The sequence below is a fragment of the Caulobacter sp. ALps2 genome (assembly GCF_058681635.1).
Map to the genome: position 1 here is coordinate 1,376,203 of NZ_CM178743.1, position 18,966 is coordinate 1,395,168.

General features: G+C 68.6%; 18 protein-coding genes and 1 tRNA gene. 10 read left to right on the plus strand and 9 right to left on the minus strand.

The window, feature by feature from the left end:
* Positions 1-46: 46 nt before the first annotated feature.
* Genes ACW173_RS06435 through ACW173_RS06450 form a run of 4 tightly spaced genes read left to right on the plus strand, consistent with a single transcriptional unit; the run spans position 47 to position 2,641 of the window.
* The gene (locus tag ACW173_RS06435; protein WP_492084031.1) at positions 47-604 is read left to right on the plus strand and encodes an SRPBCC family protein; all 558 of its coding nucleotides are present in this window, start codon (positions 47-49) and stop codon (positions 602-604) included.
* Complete coding sequence (locus ACW173_RS06440) at positions 601-1,014, plus strand: thiol-disulfide oxidoreductase DCC family protein (protein ID WP_492084032.1); 414 nt, start codon at positions 601-603, stop codon at positions 1,012-1,014. The genes ACW173_RS06435 and ACW173_RS06440 overlap by 4 nt, the downstream gene beginning before the upstream one ends.
* Positions 1,011-2,213, plus strand: a complete 1,203-nt coding sequence (locus ACW173_RS06445; protein WP_492084033.1) for a saccharopine dehydrogenase NADP-binding domain-containing protein — start codon at positions 1,011-1,013, stop codon at positions 2,211-2,213. Before ACW173_RS06440 ends, ACW173_RS06445 begins: the two co-directional genes overlap by 4 nt.
* Entirely contained in the window at positions 2,165-2,641 is a 477-nt protein-coding gene (locus ACW173_RS06450; RefSeq protein ID WP_492084034.1) for a DUF4166 domain-containing protein, read from the plus strand. Before ACW173_RS06445 ends, ACW173_RS06450 begins: the two co-directional genes overlap by 49 nt.
* Here the strand turns inward: ACW173_RS06450 and ACW173_RS06455 are convergent.
* The 3 genes from ACW173_RS06455 to ACW173_RS06465 are packed head-to-tail and all read right to left on the minus strand — an operon-like array spanning position 2,638 to position 5,745.
* Positions 2,638-3,096 (minus strand): response regulator, encoded by a 459-nt coding sequence (locus tag ACW173_RS06455; protein ID WP_492084035.1) that lies wholly within the window; start codon positions 3,094-3,096, stop codon positions 2,638-2,640. The two genes, ACW173_RS06450 and ACW173_RS06455, sit on opposite strands and share 4 nt — an antisense overlap.
* Positions 3,093-5,168: an HWE histidine kinase domain-containing protein gene (locus ACW173_RS06460; RefSeq protein ID WP_492084036.1), complete on the minus strand. Its 2,076-nt coding sequence runs from the start codon at positions 5,166-5,168 to the stop codon at positions 3,093-3,095. The genes ACW173_RS06455 and ACW173_RS06460 overlap by 4 nt, the downstream gene beginning before the upstream one ends.
* Positions 5,155-5,745, minus strand: coding sequence for a biliverdin-producing heme oxygenase (locus ACW173_RS06465; protein WP_492084037.1), 591 nt, complete (start codon positions 5,743-5,745; stop codon positions 5,155-5,157). The genes ACW173_RS06460 and ACW173_RS06465 overlap by 14 nt, the downstream gene beginning before the upstream one ends.
* Before the next feature lie 160 nt (positions 5,746-5,905).
* Between ACW173_RS06465 and ACW173_RS06470 the strand changes: the two genes are divergently transcribed.
* Together ACW173_RS06470 and ACW173_RS06475 are read left to right on the plus strand one after the other, a co-directional pair.
* Positions 5,906-8,764, plus strand: coding sequence for a M16 family metallopeptidase (locus ACW173_RS06470; RefSeq protein ID WP_492084038.1), 2,859 nt, complete (start codon positions 5,906-5,908; stop codon positions 8,762-8,764).
* A 34-nt stretch (positions 8,765-8,798) separates the two neighbouring features.
* Positions 8,799-10,028, plus strand: a complete 1,230-nt coding sequence (locus tag ACW173_RS06475; RefSeq protein WP_492084039.1) for a flavin monoamine oxidase family protein — start codon at positions 8,799-8,801, stop codon at positions 10,026-10,028.
* 53 nt (positions 10,029-10,081) lie between these two features.
* Here ACW173_RS06475 and mscL read toward each other — a convergent pair whose 3' ends face one another.
* The 6 genes from mscL to aroA form a co-directional block, all read right to left on the minus strand.
* Positions 10,082-10,498: a large-conductance mechanosensitive channel protein MscL gene (gene mscL / locus ACW173_RS06480; RefSeq protein ID WP_492084040.1), complete on the minus strand. Its 417-nt coding sequence runs from the start codon at positions 10,496-10,498 to the stop codon at positions 10,082-10,084.
* Positions 10,499-10,692: 194 nt separating this feature from the next.
* Positions 10,693-10,983: an integration host factor subunit beta gene (locus ACW173_RS06485; RefSeq protein WP_004617135.1), complete on the minus strand. Its 291-nt coding sequence runs from the start codon at positions 10,981-10,983 to the stop codon at positions 10,693-10,695.
* A gap of 117 nt (positions 10,984-11,100) precedes the next feature.
* Complete coding sequence (locus tag ACW173_RS06490) at positions 11,101-13,062, minus strand: DUF3857 domain-containing protein (RefSeq protein ID WP_492084041.1); 1,962 nt, start codon at positions 13,060-13,062, stop codon at positions 11,101-11,103.
* 161 nt (positions 13,063-13,223) lie between these two features.
* On the minus strand, positions 13,224-14,933 hold the full coding sequence (rpsA, locus tag ACW173_RS06495; RefSeq protein WP_492084042.1) for a 30S ribosomal protein S1: 1,710 nt from the start codon (positions 14,931-14,933) through the stop codon (positions 13,224-13,226).
* A 159-nt stretch (positions 14,934-15,092) separates the two neighbouring features.
* Positions 15,093-15,725: a (d)CMP kinase gene (gene cmk, locus ACW173_RS06500; protein WP_492084043.1), complete on the minus strand. Its 633-nt coding sequence runs from the start codon at positions 15,723-15,725 to the stop codon at positions 15,093-15,095.
* A 2-nt stretch (positions 15,726-15,727) separates the two neighbouring features.
* Positions 15,728-17,059: a 3-phosphoshikimate 1-carboxyvinyltransferase gene (gene aroA / locus ACW173_RS06505; protein WP_492084044.1), complete on the minus strand. Its 1,332-nt coding sequence runs from the start codon at positions 17,057-17,059 to the stop codon at positions 15,728-15,730.
* Between the two features lie 117 nt (positions 17,060-17,176).
* Between aroA and ACW173_RS06510 the strand changes: the two genes are divergently transcribed.
* The 4 genes from ACW173_RS06510 to ACW173_RS06525 all read left to right on the plus strand — a co-directional run bounded on the left by ACW173_RS06510 (position 17,177) and on the right by ACW173_RS06525 (position 18,966).
* Complete coding sequence (locus ACW173_RS06510; protein WP_492084045.1) at positions 17,177-17,641, plus strand: TIGR02300 family protein; 465 nt, start codon at positions 17,177-17,179, stop codon at positions 17,639-17,641.
* Positions 17,642-17,870: 229 nt separating this feature from the next.
* Positions 17,871-17,946 (plus strand) — tRNA-Ala (locus ACW173_RS06515).
* Between the two features lie 169 nt (positions 17,947-18,115).
* The gene (locus ACW173_RS06520) at positions 18,116-18,544 is read left to right on the plus strand and encodes an Hsp20 family protein (protein ID WP_492084046.1); all 429 of its coding nucleotides are present in this window, start codon (positions 18,116-18,118) and stop codon (positions 18,542-18,544) included.
* 149 nt (positions 18,545-18,693) lie between these two features.
* Complete coding sequence (locus tag ACW173_RS06525) at positions 18,694-18,966, plus strand: DUF1150 family protein (RefSeq protein WP_492084047.1); 273 nt, start codon at positions 18,694-18,696, stop codon at positions 18,964-18,966.

Genomic DNA, 18,966 nt, shown 5'->3' on the forward strand with positions numbered 1-18,966 from the left:
TTTGGGCAGTAACCAAGGGCAAGCCGGCTGCGTTAGCTTGAGTGTGATGCGCCGGCTTGTTCCCTTCGTGCTCCTGATCGCCTTGGCGGGTCCCGCTCGGGCCGATGCCGAGTGGGACACGAAAGGCGACGGCATCGTGGTCGAGGCGCGCGCCGACAACCACGGGCGCGGCATGGTCCGGGCCAGTGTCGACATCGACGCGCCGCCCGCCGTCGTCTTCCGCGTCATCCTGGACTGCGACCGCGCCGCGCGCATGAGCCCTGGCGTCAAGAGTTGCCGTGTCATTTCGCGCGCCCCGGACGGGACCGAGATCCGCGAGCACACGGTCAAGTGGGGCTTCTTCTCGCCGACGATGCATTCCACCTCGCGCGTCACGCTGGAGCCCGACCGGCTGATCCGCTTCACCTGCATCGGCGGCGACATCCGGGCCTGCGACGGGTCGTGGCGGCTGGAGCCGCTGGCCGGCGGCGCCCGCACGCGCGTCACCTACGACATGTGGGCCAGCGCGCCGTTCGCCGTCCCGGCCCGCGTGATCAGCGGTCTGATGCGTCGCGACGTGCCACAGTCGCTGCGTGCGTTGCGTCGGGAATGCGAGGGCGGATGAGCGAAGAGGATCCAGACGGCCTGTGGCTGTTCGACGGCGTCTGCAATTTCTGCACGGGCTCGGTGCAGGCGGTGCTGCGGCTGGACCGCGAGGGCGTGATCCGCTTCACGCCCATTCAGTCGCCCTATGGCCGCGAGCTCGCCCTGGCGCATGGCGTCGATCCCGAGACGCCCGAGAGCTTCCTGTTCTTCGACCACGGCCGGGCCCTGGCCAAGACCGCCGCCATCGGAGCCCTGCTGCGCCGCCTGGACGCCCCCTGGCGCTGGCTGGCCTTCGTAGACCGCCTGCCGCGCGGCCCGGCCGACACGGCCTATGACTGGGTGGCGCGGAACCGCTACCGGCTGATGGGCAAGAAGGACCGCTGCATGGTCCCGACGCCGGCGCAGCGAGCGCGGTTCATCCTCGAATGACCTCCCGGCGCATCGTCCTGGTCGGCGCCAGCGGGGTCTTCGGCGCGCGGCTGGCCGCCATGATCGCCCGCTGGCCGGATGTCGTGCTGGTGCTGGCCGCCCGCCGGCGCGAACCGCTGGAAGCCTTGCGCGATCGGCTGGATGGCCCGGCGACGATCGAGATCATGACCTTCGACCGCGATGCACCCGAGGGCCTCGACGCCTTCGCCGTGGTCGATGCCGCCGGACCGTTCCAGACCAGCGACCCGCGCCTGGCCAAGGCGGCCCTGGCGGCCGGCGCCCACTATGTCGACCTCGCCGACGGCCGCGCCTTCGTCGAGCGGTTCCCCGCGGAGATAACCGAAGCGGCCACCACCGCGAACCGCTGGGCGATCACCGGCGCCAGCTCGACCCCGGCCCTGAGCACGGCGGCGCTGGACCGGTTGACGGCCGGCTGGAGCCGCATCGACGCCGTCACCACCGCCATCTCGCCCGGCGCCGACGCCCCGCGCGGCCCCTCGGTGATCGCGGCGATCTTCTCGTGGACAGGTCGCCCGGTGCGACTGTTCGAGAGCGGAGCCTGGACCAGGCGACCAGGCTGGAGTGGTTCGCGAAAGGAACTCTTCCCGGGCCTGGGTCGGCGCTGGGTCGCCCTGGCCGAGACGCCAGACCTCGATTTACTGCCGCGCCGCTACAGGCCGCGTCATGTCGGGCGTTTCGAGGCGGGGTTGGAGCTGCCGGCCGCCCACCACGGCCTGGCGCTGCTGGGCTGGGCGCGGCGCAAGGGGCTGATCCGGATCTCTCGCCCTTCGCGAAGCCCCTTGGCGTCCTCGCCGACCTGCTGGCCGGCCTCGGAACAGACCGCGGCGGCATGGTCGTCGAGGCTGTCGGCAAGGACGCCGAGCGACAGGCGATCCGCGCCCGCTGGGGTCTGTGGGCCGAACCCGGCGCGGGCCCGAATACGCCGGCCTCACCCGCCGCCGCGATCCTGCGCGCCCTGCTGGACGATCGCTTGCCCGGTCCGCCGCGCGCTACGCCCTGTGTCGGCCTGTTGCCGCTGGAGGCCCTGCTGGCCCCACTGGCGCCCTTCCCGATCCGCACCCGTATCGACACGGCCTCGCCGCGCGCCAAGGGCGTCTTCGCCCGCGCCCTGGGACCGCGCCTCTTGGCCATGCCCGAGATCGTCCAACAAACCCACGATGGCTCGGCGAGAACCCTGACGGGCTGGGCGCGCGGACGCGGCGCCGGCGGCCTCGCTCGTCTGGTCCGGATGCTGCAAGGTCTCCCCGAGCGCGGCCGGCACGAGACCGCCGTCAGCATCGCGCCCGACGACCTGGGCGAGACATGGACCCGCCGGTTCGCGTCCCGCCGATTCCGTTCACGCATCGTCCCCGTTCGCGAGGACGCTTACGCCTTCGAAGAGACGGCCGGTCCGCTGACCTTCCGCTTCCACGCCGCCGACTATGCGGGCGGCTTTTCGTGGATGTTCGAGGGCTGGCGGATCGGACCGCTGGCCCTGCCCGCCGCCTGGGCGCCCCGTGTGCGGGCGCGCACCTTCGCCCGCGACGGCGTCTATCGTTTCCGCGTGCTCGTGGCCCATCCGTGGATCGGGGTGATCTTCGGCTACGTCGGGCGCTTAAGCCCCTAGAACAGCGCCGCCACGCTCTCGGCGCTATACGGCTTCTGCAGCACCGGGGTTTCCTTGAAGCGGTCCGGGAAGGCGGCGCTGTCGCCGAAGCCGGTGCCGAAGGCGAACGGCACGCCGGCCTCCTGCAGGGCCTCGGCCACCGGGAAGCTGGTCTCCTGGCCCAGATTGACGTCCAAGATCGCGAACGGCGGCTTTTCCTCGGCCAGGGCTTCGAACGCCTGGGTGACGCTGGAAGCCACCGTGATGTGCTTGACGCCCAGGCGGCTCAACATGTCCTCGAGGTCGAGGGCGATGATCATGTTGTCTTCCACCACCAGCATGCGCTCGGGCGCGCGCACGGGGGTGTCGGCGCGGCGCGGCGGGTTCACGGTCGCGGTGACGCCATCGGTGGACACGTAGCGGCCCGGGATGCGGATGCGGGCCTGGAAGCCTTCCGGCCGATAGTCCAGCGTCACCTCGCCGTCAGGTCGTGCGGGATCGAGTGCTCGATGATGGTCGAGCCAAAGCCCCGGCGGGTGGGCGGGACAACCAGCGGGCCGTCCTTCTCGCGCCAGTCGATGATCAGGTCACCCCTGGCGTCGCGGGCCCAGTCGATCGTCACCTGGCCGCGCTGGTCGCACAGGGCGCCGTACTTGGCCGAGTTGGTCATCAGTTCGTGGATGACCAGCGACAGGATCGAGAAGGCTTCCGGGGCCAAGGCCGTCGGCGCGCCGTTCAGCTTCACGCGCTCGGCCTTGCCCGAGAAATTGGGGCCCGACAGATAGGCCTCGGCCTCGGCGGTGATCAGGTCGGAGAGGGCGCCAGGGCCCCACTGGTGGCGGGTGATCTGGTCGTGGGCGCGCGCCAGCGCCTGGACGCGGCCGCCGACCACCTCGGCGAATTCCTCGACGCTGGCGACACCGGCGCGGCTTTGGGTGATCAGGCCGCGGATCAGGCCGAGAATGTTGCGCACCCGGTGGTTCAGCTCGGCGATCAGCAGTTCCTGGCGCTGGTTGGCGCGCTGGCGCTCCTCGTCGGCCAGGTCGGTCAGGCGGAAGACGATCTCCAGCAGACTGGCGCGCATGCTCTCGGCCAGCGAGCGCTCCACGGTGGTCCAGGGGCGGCTCTGGCCGCGCACGGTCTCTTCCCAGGCCTCGAAACTCTTGCGCGGCGTCAGACGGTCGCCCATCGGCCCGACCTGAACCAGCTTGGTGGGTTTGCCCGCCCACACCACTGTCTGGGCCTCCTCCTTGCGGAAGAAGATCAGGTAGTCACGCGGCGCCCGCGACAGCGGCACGGCCATCATGCCGGCCGCCTTGCCCGCCCACGCGGCCGCGGAGGGCAACAGGGTCGCGATCTCGTTGGTGGCGAAGACCGAATGGGTGTCCTTGTCGCGCAACAACCGGATCAACGTGTGGACGTCGCTGGCGTCGGGCGTGGCGTCACGGAGGGTCAGCCGCCCCTCCAGCCACACGGCCAGGCCGTCGCAGTGCACCAGGCGGCACAGGTCGTCGAGATGGGGGCTAAGACTGTCGGCGCCCTGATTGGCCTTGACCACCGCGTTCATCATGCGGTCGTGCAGATTGCGGGCCTCGGCCATGCGCCGGGTCTCGATCTCGCGCTCGCGGCTCTCCAGGGTCAGGGAGAACAGCTGGCCGAACAGCTCGGCGGCCGTGCGGCGCTCGTAGCTGATGTGCTTGGGCGCGTAGTGGTGGCACGCGAACAGGCCCCACAGCTTGCCGTCGCGCAGGATCGAGATCGACAGCGAGGCGGCCACGCCCATGTTGCGCAGATATTCGATGTGGATGGGCGAGACGGCCCGCAGCATGCTCATCGACAGGTCGACGGGCTCGCCCGAGACGCTGACCCGCGGGATGATCGGCGAGATCTCGGCGTCGACGTCGGCGATGATCCGCAGCCAGTTGCGCTCGTAGAGGGCCCGCGCTTGAACGGGAATGTCCTGGGCTGGATAACGCTGCCCCAGGAACGAGCCGATGCCCGGCCGCACCGACTCGGCGATCACCTCGCCCGCGCCGTCGTGGGCAAAGCGGTAGACCATCACCCGGTCGAACTCGGTCAGGGCGCGCACCTGGCGGGCGGCCTCGTGGCAGAAGTCCTCGAAGGTCGGGCGCGCGGCGATGCGCGTGGTCATCGAGCGCACGGCCGAGGCGGCCTCGATCAGGGCGTCGGCCTGGCTGGGCTCGCCCTCGATGATCAAGAGACGGCCGGAATAGTGCAGGGCGAGGTCGAAGTCCTCGCCGCCGTCGACCAGGGGCTGACCGAACATCCGCTCGACCGCGTCGGCGCCGCGCATGATCTGCAGGCGGCCACGGATGTTGTGGATGGCGTGGCCGCTCATCACCTGGGTCAGCGGCTTGCCCAGCAGGTCTTCCGGCGCGGCGCCGAGATAACGTAGGGTGGTGGTCGAGGCGTGGACGACCAGCCAGTCGGAATTGACGGCCAGCAGGAACCCGAACGGCTGCACCGAGCCGAGAATGTGGATCGGCTCCCGGTCGCAGTTGGTCAGGTCGACCTCAAACCCGGACATGGGCGCCATTTCGGACATTCAGGGCTCCGGAAGGGGCGCGTCTCTCGAAAGCCTCAGAGAAGCACCGGAAGCCATATCGCCCGCCCGCCTCGGCCGCGTCTGTCCGCAACCCGACTTTGGGTATCGCATCCAGCCAAGCCAGGAACGAACGCCACAGATCCTGGCCCTCGCCGTGCGTCAGATAGGCGAGCGGGAGGCCGGCCCCGGCGTCGCGGACCCGGCGCGCCAGGAACTTGGCGCCCAGGCGCGAGCCCTCCAGCACGTAGAGCACACCGGCGGCGAAGTCAGGGGACGGGACCTCGGCGGCCTCGAAGGACGGCGTTCGCAGGCCCAGCTCGGCCAAGTCGGCGGCCAGGGCCGCGCGGCGGGACCGATGGGGCCAATCGGGAAGCCGCTGGGCGACGCCCGCCTGTTCCAGGGCCAGCTCCAGCGGCGCCAGGGCGTCGTAAGAGGCCGTCAGAAAAGCGCCGTAGCCAATGGGCGTCTCGATCCGCCAGCCGGAAATGTTTGCGTCCAGCGTCGCGTGATCTTCGGAAGTGGCCGCGCGCAGGCGATCGCGGAGCGAGATGTCGGACAAGCTTTCCCCTAGGACGCGCGAACCCTACGACGCGAGGGGGCGAGACGACCAATTGTAACACGGACGGCGTCATTCGGTTCCGACATGACAGCTCGGTAAGGTTTACCGGCGAACGGGCGGTGCTAGGGTCGCGCCCGACCGCTCAAGGAGACCTCCGCGCATGATCCGCACCGCCAAGCTGGCCCTCGTGGCCGCCGCCCTTTCGACGACGGCGCTTTCGCCGCTGGCCATGGCGGCGACGAAGGCGAAACCGACGTCCGCCGCGGCGGCGGCGAGCTCAGCGATCGCCGTGCCGCCGATCGTCTATCAGCAGCGCGTATTGGCCAACGGCCTGAAGGTCTACACCTCGCGCGACACCACGACCCCGAACGTCTCGGTGCAGGTCTGGTACGGCGTCGGCTCCAAGGACGACCCGCACGGCCGCTCGGGCTTCGCGCACCTGTTCGAACACCTGATGTTCAAGGCCACGCGCAACATGCCCAACGAGACGCTGGACCGCCTGACCGAGGATGTCGGCGGCTTCAACAACGCCTCCACCTGGGACGATTTCACCAACTACTACGAGGTCGCGCCGGCCAACCACCTGGAGCGCCTGATCTGGGCCGAGGCCGATCGCCTCAAATCGCTGGTCATCGACGAGTCGGTGTTCGCCTCGGAACGCGACGTCGTGAAGGAAGAGCTGCGCCAGCGCGTGCTGGCCGACCCCTATGGTCGTTTCTTCGCCCTCTCGATCCCGCAGCAGTCGTTCACAACCCACCCCTATCAGCGCCCGGGCATCGGCTCGATCGAGGAGCTGGACGCGGCGACCGTGGACGACGTGCGGGCTTTCCACCGCGCCTACTACCGTCCGGACAACGCGGCCCTGATCGTCGTCGGCAATTTCGACCAGGCCAAGCTGGACGCGATGATCGACCAGTACTTCACCCCGATCGCCAGGCCGGCGGGCGAGATCCCCAAGGTCACCGTGGTCGAGCCGGCCCGCGCGGGTCCCCGCGCCGTCAACACCTACGGTCCCAACGTGCCACTGCCGGCCCTGGCCATCACCTGGCTGGCGCCCGCCGCCGCCGACAAGGACGCTCCCGCCCTGACCGTACTGGACGCGGTGCTGTCGGCCGGCAAGTCCTCGCGGCTCTATGACAGCCTGGTCTACGACCAGAAGATCGCCCAGTCGGTGTTCTCCAGCGCCCCCAACAACGCCCAGCCGGGCCTGTTCTACGTCGGCGCGGTAATGGCCGGCGGCAAGACCGTGGCCCAGGGCGAGGCCTCGCTGCGCGCCCAGGTCGCCCGTCTGCGCGACGGCCTGGTCACGCCCGCCGAACTGGCCGAGGCCAAGGCTGGCCTGCTGGCCGACGCTGTCCGCCGCCGCGAGGAGATCGACGGCCGCGGCTTCGCGATCGGTTACGCGCTCGAGACCGAAGGCGACGCCGCCGCGGCCAACACCAGCCTGGCCAAGCTGCAGGCCGTCACCGCCGCCGACCTGCAGCGCGTCGCCAAGACTTACCTGGCCGACGACCGCCGCACGGTGATCCGCTACCTGCCGGAGAAGGACCGTCCGGCCGGCGAAAAGGACGCCACGCCGCCGATCCCCAAAGTGGCCTCGGTCAAGTACGACGGCCCGATCACCACCCTGGCTCCCGAGGGCGAGCGCGAGAAGATCCCGGCCATCGCCGCGCCGGTCGACGCCGTGCTGCCGACTCCGGCCGAGAAGACCCTGGCCAACGGCCTGCGGGTCATCGTCGCCAAGTCCAGCGACCTGCCGCTGATCACCGCCGACCTGACCGTCAAGGGCGGGGCCAGCTCCGATCCCGCCGGCCTGGCCGGGACCTCGAACCTGACCTCGGAACTGCTGACCGAAGGCACCATCAGCCGCTCGGCCACCCAGATCGCCCGCGAGACCGAGGCCCTGGGCGCCAATCTGGAAGCCGGCTCGGGCTGGGAGGCCGCCTCCCTGACCCTGAGCGTCACGGCCAACAACGCCGCCCCGGCCATGGCCATCATGGCCGACGTCGCCCAGCACCCGGCCTTCTCGACCGAGGAGCTGGACCGGGTCCGCACCGAGACCCTGGACGGCCTGTCGGTGTCGTATCAGCGCCCGGCGACCCTGGCGGCCTTCGCCACCGCGCCGCTGCTCTATGCCGGCTCGGCCTATGGCCACGTGGCCGGCGGCACGCCGGGCTCGCTGCCCAAGGTCAAGCGCACGGATCTCGCCCAGACCCACGCCGCCTACTGGCGTCCGGACAACGCGGTGCTGGTGCTGACCGGCAACCTGACGCCGGAAGCCGGCTTTGCTTTGGCGGAGAAGGCGTTCGGCGGCTGGAAGAAGCCGGCGGCCCCGGCCCCCGCCGCGCCCGCCGCCCCGACCGGCTACAAGCCCCGCAACCTGGTCATCGACCTGCCGGGCGCCGGCCAGGCGGCCGTGACCCTGGCCAAGCCAGCCATCACCCGCGCCGACCCGAACTACTACCAGGGCGTCGTCGCCAATACGGTGCTGGGCGTGGGTTATTCCTCGCGCCTGAACCAGGAGATCCGCATCAAGCGCGGCTTGTCGTACGGCGCCGGCTCCAGCCTGACGCCGCAAGGTCGCTTCGGCGGCTTCTCGGCCCGGGTGCAGACCAAGAACCCGTCGGCCGGCGAGGTCGTCACCCTGACCCGCGCCGAGCTGGCCCGCCTGGGCGCCGAGCCGGCCTCGGCCAGCGAACTGGCGGCCCGCAAGTCGGTGCTGGTCGGCGGCTTCGGCCGTGATCTCGGCACTTCCGAAGGCCTGGCCAACATCCTGGGCAATCTGGCCGTCTACGGCGTGCCGCTGACCGAGATCCAGAGCTACGCCGCCAAGGTCGAGGCCGTGACGCCGGGCGATGTCCAGGCCTTCGCCAAGGCCTATCTCGACCCCGCCCAGATGAGCGTGATCGTGGCCGGCGACGCCAAGGCGATGGGCGAGGACCTGACCAAGGCCACGCCTAACGCCATGGTCATCCCCGCCGACAAGCTGGACCTCGACGCGGCCAGCCTGCAAAAGTAAGGGCCGTATTGGTCCCACGATCCGATGAGGTCTCATGGACGAGGTCGACATCGCGATCGTGGGCGCCGGCGCCGCTGGCCTGGCCGCCGCTGAAGCCGTGGCCGCCAGCGGCCTGACCGGCGTCCTCTTGGAGGCCCGCGACCGCCTTGGCGGCCGGGCCCATACGATCCCGTCCCCCCTCGGCCCCATCGACCTCGGTTGCGAGTGGCTGCACTCGGCCGACCAGAACCCGCTCGTGGCCAAGGTCGAGGCCCTGGGCCTGACCATCGACAAGACCCCGCCGCCGTGGGCCAATGTCGCCGACAATCCGGTCTTCAGCGCTAAGGAACGCGTGGCGTTCGGCGAGGCCTTCCAGGCGCTCGACGCGCGTATCGAGGCGGCGGCGCGGGATGGCGGGCCAGACCGCCCGGCCTCGGACCTGATGGATCCGGGCGGCCCCTGGAACCCGCTGCTGAATGCCTTCAGCGCCTTCTACAACGGGGCCGAGTTCGACCAGGTCTCGCTGCACGACTACGCCGCCTATAAGGACACCGAGGTCAACTGGCGGGTCGCCGAGGGTTATGGGACGGCCATCGCCGGCCTCGGCGGCAAGCTGCCGACCCGGCTGTCCTGCCCGGTCACGATGATCCGCCACGATGGGCCCCGTGTGGAGCTCGAGACGGCCCTGGGGGCCCTTTCGGCGCGGGCGGTGATCGTGTGCGTGCCGACCCCGATCCTTGCCCTGGGCGGCCTGCGTTTCATGCCGGCCCTGCCCGACAAGCTGGACGCCGCCGCCGGCCTGCCGCTGGGCCTAGCCGACAAGGTGTTCCTGACGCTGGACGAACCGGAAATGTTCGCGGCCGAAACCCAGCTCTATTCGGATCCCCACGTCACGGCGACCGGGGCCTATCACCTACGGCCGCTGCACAAGCCGATGATCGAGGTGTTCCTGGGCGGGGCCCATGCCCGCGCGCTGGAGGGCCAAGGGCCGGGCGCGGCGGCGACCTTCGCGATCGACGGACTGGTCGGCGTCTATGGCGCCGACATCCGTTCGAAGGTGCATGTGCTGGCCGAGACGCACTGGGCCGCCGACCCGTTCGCCGGCGGCTCCTATTCCCACGCCCTGCCGGGCCATGCCGGGGCGCGAGCCGTGCTGACCGCGCCCGTGGATCAGCGCCTGTTCTTCGCCGGCGAGGCCTGCAGCCCGAACTTCTTCTCCACGGCCCACGGCGCCTGGCTGACAGGCCAGGCGGCCGCGCGGGAGGCCATGCTGGCGCTGAGCTGACCCCACCCCCGATTTCCCGGCGAAAGCCGGGGAAACGGAGAGGGGGCTAGCCCCTACGTCTTGGCCAGCAGATCGCGGATCTCGGTCAGCAGCTTCTCTTCCGGGGTCGGCGCGGGCGGGGCCGACGGCGCGGGGTCCTCGGCGTCCTCGCGGCGGATCTCGTTGACCAGCTTGACCAGCAGGAACACGACCATCGCGACGATGAAGAACTGGATCACGGTGTTGATGAAGGCGCCGTACATGATGGCGACCTTTTCGACCGCCTCGGTCGCCGGATCCTCGGGACGCAGCACCCATTCCAGCTTCGAGAAGTCGAGGCCGCCGGTCAGCAGGCCGATCGGCGGCATGATCACCTGGTCGACCAGGCTTTTGACGATGCCGTTGAACGCCGCGCCGATGATCACGCCGACGGCCAGGTCGATGACGTTGCCGCGCGCGATGAACTCGCGAAATTCCTTGACCACGCTCATGACAGATCCCTCGCTGCCTTAAAAACAAGGCGCGAAGGCTGGAGGCGTTCGCTACCCAGGGTCAACCCCGGAGCCTGTCCGTTTCTGATGGAGACATCAGAAACGGATAAACAGGCTCCGTGTCTTAGCCTGGAGCGTGGCAGACGCCGAAACCGCTCACACTTTCGGCTGCCACGCTCTAGATACAATCGTTATTATTCGTCGCCGTCAGCGTTCAGGCGGGCGCGCAGTTCCTTGCCGCTCTTGAAGAACGGCACGTGCTTGGCGCGGACCTCGACGGCTTCGCCGGTGCGGGGGTTACGGCCGGTGCGGGCTGGACGCGAGCGGACCGACAGGGCCCCGAAACCACGCAACTCCACACGGCCGCCGTCTTCCAACGCGCCGATCATACGCTCCAGGATCACGCCGACGACGCGTTCGACGTCTTTCTGCGTCAGGTGCGGATTTTCATTCGCGAGCCTGGCGATGAGTTCAGACTTGATCATCGATATCCCCGGAACGCCCTTGGAGGAGAAAGGCGCGAGCGGACCTTTGCCCAACGACGGCTGAGTCTTCAAGGGGTTGCGTGTGATTCTCGAACGAGGTTCGGTTAATGCCCAACCTTATGAACCCTTCGGCGCGCGGACGATCTCGGCCTGGGCGGCCATATTCCGGAGCGTCTTATTGGCCTCCTCGGCGGCGGCGAACGGCAGCTCGCGGGCGACGGTGCGGCTGGACTGGGTGAAGCGGGCCACCCCATCGCGCAGTTCCGAGCCGCGGGTCATCTCGCTGTTGGCCACGCGCCCGGACGAATTGGGGCCCTTGACCGTGAACCCCGCGCCCTTGTTGGGCAGCACGATCTCGACCGCCGTCGACATGTAGGTCGGGAAGGGCGTCGCGTAGGGCGCGTCGGCGTTGGGACCCGGCTCTCGGCGCGGAAAGCTGGTGACCCTGTTCGATCCCGAGCCGGGGAACTTGTACTCCCGCAGGCCGACATCGTCGTTCATCCGCCAGTCCATCTCCGCCGAGCCGGTGATGGTCACCTTGCCGACGCCGTCGGGCGACACGTCGAAGTCGATCTTCTCGATCGTCAGCCAGCTATTGCTGGACGAGAACTGCTGCTTGAGCCCGCGCTCGACGTCGGCGCGCGGCGCCGTACGCAGAGCCCGCGCCATGCCCAGGCCCATGTCGCCCCGGAAGATCATGGTCATGGTGGTCGGCGCGGGCTTGTCCAGACCGCCCGAGGCGTCGATGCGGATCAGCCCCTCGGTGTCGGGCCTGGCTAGCGGGGTCTGGACGATCTCTTCGATCGTGGCGCCGCCCGCGCGCAGCGGCAGACCCCAGCGGAACGGCGGCGGGCGCAGGCCGTCGATGTCGCCCAGATCGCCCGAGCGCGTTCCGTCCAGCCAATAGCTCTTGCCGTCGATGCGGGCGCGGACCAGCACGTGATTGAACAGGGACGCCGACGGCATGCGCTCGTCCAGGCCGTCACCGCCGGCGATCTGGACCAACACCGGCTCAGCCTCGACGCCCAGCTCGCGCAGGATGGCCAGCAGCAGCACGGTCTTGCCCTTGCAGTCGCCGAAGCGCCGCGCCCAGGTCTCCTCGACCGGCGCGGGTTTGTAGCCGCCGTCGTTCATCCCCAGGAACAGATAGCGGGTCTTGTCCTCGACCAGCTGCAAGGCCTTGAAGGCCCGTACCTTGGGATCGTTGCTGGCGGCGCTGATCGTCGCGATCTCGGCCCGCAGCGGCGAGTTGGCCGGCAGTTCCGAAGCCTTGGCGTACAGCGGCGCCATCCGGCGGGAGATGTCTTCCCAGCCCGAATAGGTCGTGGCCTCCAGCATGCCCAGCCGCTGGAAGCGGGCCGGCGCGCCGACCGGCGGCTTGGGGGCCTTGGCGTCGGTCAGGTCGACCAGCAGTTCATTGGTCTTGCCGGACTTGGCGATCTTGGGCGCGGGGAACGCCGTCGAGGCCTTCCAGATCAGGGGCGTGCCGTCGGCCCACAGCATGCGGACCCGATAGCGGCCGGCGACGCCCATCCAGCCCATCCGCTCGAAATCGGTGGTGCGCCCGCCGACCAGGGCGTCGCGGTGCTCCGAGGTGTAGGCCCAGTCGACAACGTCGCCGACCTGCAGGTCCTTGATCTGGATCGAGGCGGTCATCCGCCCGTCCAGCATGGCGCGCTCGAGGTTCTTCTCGCGGCGCAGGACGAGAACGTCCTCGCCCTTCTTCAGCAGATCGATGCGCTGGCCATCGCGGACGATGGCCAGGCTGTGCAGCGTGACGGTCTCGCGGGCCGGGTCCCAGGTAACCGAGCGCACACCGCCTTGCAGCGCCTCGGGCTTCAGCACCTTGACCACGCGGCGGTTGTAAAAGGCCGAGCCGGTGTTGTCGTGCTGGGACTGGTTGTCATCCAGCAGGATCTGGGTCGAGGGCGCCTGATCGTCGGCCGGCGGGGCGGGGATCTCGGCCACCCGCACCCACTTGGCCGGCGGGCCGTAGGCGGGCTTGTCGGCCGCCCACGCGGCGCTCGACAGGGCCACGACCGACACCGCGGCGAACGCCGCCGCTTTCCAAACCCGCACGCCACACCCCCAGGACAACTCAACCTGAAGATAGTTCTGACAGGGTTTCACGCAAAAGAAAACGGCGGCGGGATCGCTCCCACCGCCCCGATCCCTGAAAGAAAAAGCGGCGGTGGGATCGCTCCCACCGCCGCCAGCTTCAACCCCAATGGAGCGGAAGACTATTCCTTGGAAGCGCGCTCGCGGAGAGCGGCGCCCAGGATGTCGCCCAGCGAAGCGCCGGAGTCCGACGAGCCGAACTGCTCGATGGCTTCCTTCTCTTCGGCCATTTCCAGCGACTTGATCGACAGCGAGACGCGGCGAGCGGCCTTGTCCACGTTGGTGATCTGAGCGTCGATGCGGTCGCCCACGGCGAAGCGCTCGGGGCGCTGTTCCTGACGATCGCGCGACAGGTCCGACTTGCGGATGAAGGCGGTCATCGGGGCGTCGTCTTCACCGAAGCGGACTTCGATGCCGCCCGAGGTGACTTCCGTGACGGTGACGGTCACGGTCTGGTTCTTGCGGAAGGTGTCGCCCGACATCGGGTCGCCAGCCAGCTGCTTGATGCCCAGCGAGATGCGTTCCTTCTCGATGTCGACATCCAGGACCTTCGCCTTGACGACGTCGCCCTTCTTGTAGCGCGCCATGGCTTCTTCGCCCGGGACGCTCCAGTCGATGTCCGACAGGTGCACCATGCCGTCGATGTCGTTGTCGAGGCCGATGAACAGACCGAATTCGGTCGCGTTCTTGACTTCGCCTTCGACCGACGAGCCGACCGGGTGAGCTTCCACGAAGGCTTCCCACGGGTTGGCCAGGGCCTGCTTCAGGCCCAGCGAGACGCGGCGCTTGGACGGATCGACGTCCAGCACGACCACGTCGACTTCTTGCGAGGTCGAGACGATCTTGCCGGGGTGGACGTTCTTCTTGGTCCAGGACATTTCCGAGACGTGCACCAGGCCTTCGACGCCGGCTTCCAGCTCCACGAAGGCGCCGTAGTCGGTGATGTTGGTGATGCGGCCCGTGAACTTGGCGCCGACCGGGTACTTGGCTTCAACGCCATCCCACGGATCCGACTGCAGCTGCTTCATGCCGAGGCTGATGCGCTGGGTGTCCGGGTTGATCTTGACGATCTGGACCTTCACGGTGTCGCCCACGGCGAGCACTTGGCTCGGGTGGTTGACGCGCTTCCAGCTCATGTCGGTGACGTGCAGCAGGCCGTCGATGCCGCCCAGGTCGACGAACGCACCGTAGTCGGTGATGTTCTTGACGACGCCTTCGCGGATTTCACCCTCTTGCAGCTGCGACACCAGTTCGGTGCGCTGCTCGGCGCGGGCTTCTTCCAGGATGGCGCGACGCGAGACGACGATGTTGCCGCGCGGACGGTCCATCTTCAGGATGGCGAAGGGCTGTTCCTTGCCCATCAGCGGGCCGACGTCGCGGACCGGACGGATGTCGACTTGCGAGCCCGGCAGGAAGGCCGAGGCGCCGCCCAGGTCGACGGTGAAGCCACCCTTCACGCGACCGACGATGGCGCCCATGACGGGTTCGTTGCGGGCGTAGACGCCTTCCAGACGGGTCCAGGCTTCTTCGCGCTTGGCCTTTTCGCGGCTGATGACCGCTTCGCCCATCGCGTTTTCGAGGCGTTCCAGGAAGACTTCGACGGTGTCGCCGGTCTTGATGGTGGCCTTGCCATTTTCGTCGACGCCGAATTCCTTCAGCTGGACGCGACCTTCGGTCTTCAGACCGACGTCGATGATGGCGAAGTCCTTTTCGATCCCGACGACCAGGCCCTTGACGACGGTGCCTTCCGCGAAGTCACGGCCGCCCATCGAGTCATTGAGGAGCGCTTCGAAATCGTCGCGCGTCGGGTTGAAGCTCATATCGTCAGCCATGCTGATCTTTGGTCTCTGAGGTTAGGGGAAGCCCTGTGACGAGCGCCGCTGGAGAAAAGCGGTTCTCGGGATTCCGGATGAAATGGGTTTTTTGCGATCCCGCGATGTTCTCTCTATCGCGGCGAGGTCGGCGGTGGATTTGCCCTGTAGAGCGGAACTCTAGCGGGCGCGCGCGTCCTCGACGATACGGCGGGCCGCATCGAAGGCCTGCTCTATAGTCATTTCCGACGTATCGAGCAAGACGGCGTCGGCGGCCTGCGTCATCGGCGCGTCCTTGCGACCGCCGTCGCGCTCGTCGCGCTTGCGGATATCGGCCAGGATTTCCTCGAAGGCGACGCTTTCGCCTTGGCCGACCAGCTGTTTCCAGCGACGGTCGGCGCGAACCTCGGGGCTGGCGGTGACATAGAGCTTGGCCGGCGCCTCGGGGGCGATGACCGTGCCGATGTCGCGGCCGTCGATCACGGCGCCGGAGTCTTGGGTGGCGAAGGCGCGCTGCAGGTCGAACAGGGCCGAGCGCACGCCGGGATGCACGGCGCAGCGGCTGGCGGCCTCGCCGGCGGCGCGGGTGCGCACTTGCGGCTTCTCCAGCTCGGAAAGATCCAGGCCCCGGGCGAAGGCCTCGGCCGAGCCCGGGTCGTCCAGATCGCCGCCGGCGGCCAGGATCCGCACGCCGACGGCGCGGTACAGCAGGCCGGTGTCCAGCATCGGCAGGCCATAGGCCGCGGCCAGGCGCGCGGCGATGGTGCCCTTGCCCGAGGCGGCCGGCCCGTCGACGGCGATCACGAAGGCCATGCTCAGGCTTCCGTCAGGGTCGCGCCCAGGCCGCGCATCAGGTCCGCGAAGCCCGGGAAGCTGGTGGCGATCATGCCCGGCTCGTCGACCGAGACCCCCTCTTGGGCGGCCATGCCCAAGATCAGGTGGCTCATGGCGATCCGGTGGTCGCCGTGGGTCTCGACGGTGGCCCCGCCACGCGGCGGCTGACCGGTCCCGCGGACGATGAAGCCCTCCGGCTCTTCCTCGACGTCCACGCCGCAGGCTTCCAGCCCCGCCGCCGTCAGAGCGATGCGGTCGCTTTCCTTGACGCGCATCTCGCCGACGCCGCGCATCACCGTCTCGCCCTCGGCGAAGGCGGCGGCGATGGCCAGGATCGGATATTCGTCGATCATCGACGGCGCGCGCTCGGAGGGGACGACCACGCCCTTGAGCTTGGAATAACGGGCGGTGATGTCGCCGACATCCTCGCCGCTCGCCACGCGCTGGTTGGAAATCACGAGATCCGCGCCCATTTCCCTCAGCGTGGTGAAGAGGCCGGTGCGCAGGTCGTTGAGCATCACGCCCTCGACGGTCACTTCCGAGCCCGGGACGATCAGGCCGGCCACCAGCGGGAAGGCCGCCGACGACGGGTCGCCCGGCGCCGCCACGTGCGTGCCGGTCAGCTTCTGGCCCTCGGGCAGGCGGATATGGCGGAAGGTCTTGTCGCCGGCCTTGCGGTCCTCGACGATCACCTCGGCCCCGAAGGCGCGCAGCATGCGCTCGGTGTGGTCGCGGGTGGCTTCCGGCTCGATGACCTCGACGCCGCCCTCGGCGTGCAGACCGGCCAGCAGCACGGCCGACTTCACCTGGGCCGACGCCATCGGCAGGGTGTAGTTCAGGCCCCGCAGGTTTCCACCCTTCAGGGTCAGGGGCAGGCGGCCCTTGTCGCGGCCCAGCCAGGTCGCGCCCATGCGGGCCAGCGGATCCAGCACCCGGCTCATCGGGCGGCCACGTAGCGAGGCGTCGCCGGTGAAGGTGGCGCACATCGCGAAACCCGCCGCCGCGCCCATGATCAGCCGCACGCCGGTGCCGGCGTTGCCGCAGTCGATGACGTCCGACGGCTCGGAAAAGCCGCCATTGCCCTCGATGCGCCAACGACCGACGCCTTCCTGCTCGATCCGCGCGCCGAAGGCCCGCATGGCCCGCGCGGTGGCGAGAACATCGTCGCCTTCCAGCAGCCCGTCGACCGTCGTCGTGCCGGACGCCAGCGCGCCCAGGATCATCGATCTATGGGAAATGGACTTGTCGCCCGGGGCCCGCACGATCCCTCGCAGAGCGCCTGCGGGTGCGCTCTTCAATCCAGCCGACGACATGCCGAAACCGGCTCCTTGGTACTTGGTGGTTTTCGCGAAGGGGTTTGCTTTTGACAGCGGCCTCTCGTCATGGCAAGTGACCGGCCGCTTTTCCCATCCGGATCAAAGGGTCGCCAATTGGCCAATCCCGACCTGGGCGCAAAACAAATCTGCCCCAACTGCCAGTCGAAATTCTATGACCTCAACCGCCGTCCGGCCGTTTGCCCCAAATGCGGCGAGCAGTTCGACCCGGAAGAGGCCCTGAAATCGCGCCGCGTCCGCGCCCGCTCGATCACCCCGGACTATGACGCCGAGGACGAGAAGCCCGCTCCCGCGCCTAAGGACGAGGACGGCTTCGAGGACGAAGTCGATGAAACGCCGGAAATCGACAAGGTCGAACCGGACGTCATCGAAACCGACGACGAGGACGCCGAACCGGGCGCCGCGCCCGCGGGCGGTGACGACCTGGGCGTCGACTTCGCCGAGGAAGAGGATCTCGCCGAGGACGAGGCCGACGACGTTCCGTTCCTGGAGGACGAGGACGACGACGACAATCTCGACGACGAGATCGAAGGTCTGCCCGGCGAGGGCGACGACGACTAATCCATTGGGTTGGTCGCTCTGGCGGATAGGCGGTTTCGGACGTTCGAAACCGCCTATCCACAGGGGTTTTCAGGGGTGCGACATTTTTCTCGAAAAAAGTTCGAGAAGAGGCTTGATCCTAAAAAAATCCCGGACTAGTTTCCGCGCCTCTTCGGAGGGCGACGCAAGTCGAAACGCCGAAGAGACCAAGGATTTCCGAGAGTTACCGCAAGGTGGTCCAGGAAAATTTGGGGCTATAGCTCAGCTGGTAGAGCGCTTGAATGGCATTCAAGAGGTCAGCGGTTCGACTCCGCTTAGCTCCACCATCAAGGCCCGGACGGAAACGTCCGGGCCTTGTCCATTTCTGGACCCAACTTCCCCCATCCTCTTGAACCCTCCATCCACGGCCTCCACATCTGGATCCGTGTCGTGGGGATCGGCGCCGGTCCTCGGGCCTTTCTCCGCGAACGAAGTCGCTTGAGCGAGGACTTCGCGATGAACCGGACCATCATGTTCGACAGCCCCTTTTTGCTGGGCTTCGAACACACCCGAGACCTGATCGAGCGCGCCGCCAAGGCCGCCTCGGAAAGCTATCCGCCCTACAATGTCGAGCAGGCCGACAACGGCGGCGTGCGCATCACCCTCGCGGTCGCGGGTTTCTCCCCTGACCAGCTGCAGGTGACGGTCGAGGGCGGCCAATTGGTCGTCGCCGGCAAACGCGACAACGCCGACGCCCGGTCGGAGGCCGAGCGGGCCTTTCTGCACCGGGGGATCGCCGCCCGGGGCTTCGTGCGCACCTTCATCCTCGCGGAGGGCATGGAAGTGACCGCGGCGACCCTGGAACACGGCCTGCTGCATATCGACCTGGCCCGCCCCGAACCCGAGCGCCTGATCAAGCGCATTCCCATTCGTAGCGCCGGCTAAACGCCAGCTTGGCCCATTCGTAGCGTCGGCTAAACGCCCGCTTGGCCCATTCGCGGCGCGGGCTTAGGCCGCGCGGAGCTCGCCCCTCACGCCGAGGTTCTGAACCGGCTGGATAAAGGCGCGTTCCCTAATTCAAGGAGGTGGTCATCATGACGCCCAACACGCACTACAACAGCCCGCTCTTCACGAGCGAAGCGTTCGCGGCCCTTGGCGCGCCCGACCTCGTCTATGTCCGGCCGATCAAGGCGGCCGAGATCCTCGCCGACGTGCCGGAAGGCGTGGAGGACTTCAACCTGGCCCCCGACCAGACCCTGTACGCGGTCTGCCGCGCCGACGGCGCTCGCCTGGCGGTCATGATCGACCGCGACACGGCCATCGCCGCCGCCCTCGCCCACGAACTGGCGCCGGTGTCGGTCCACTAA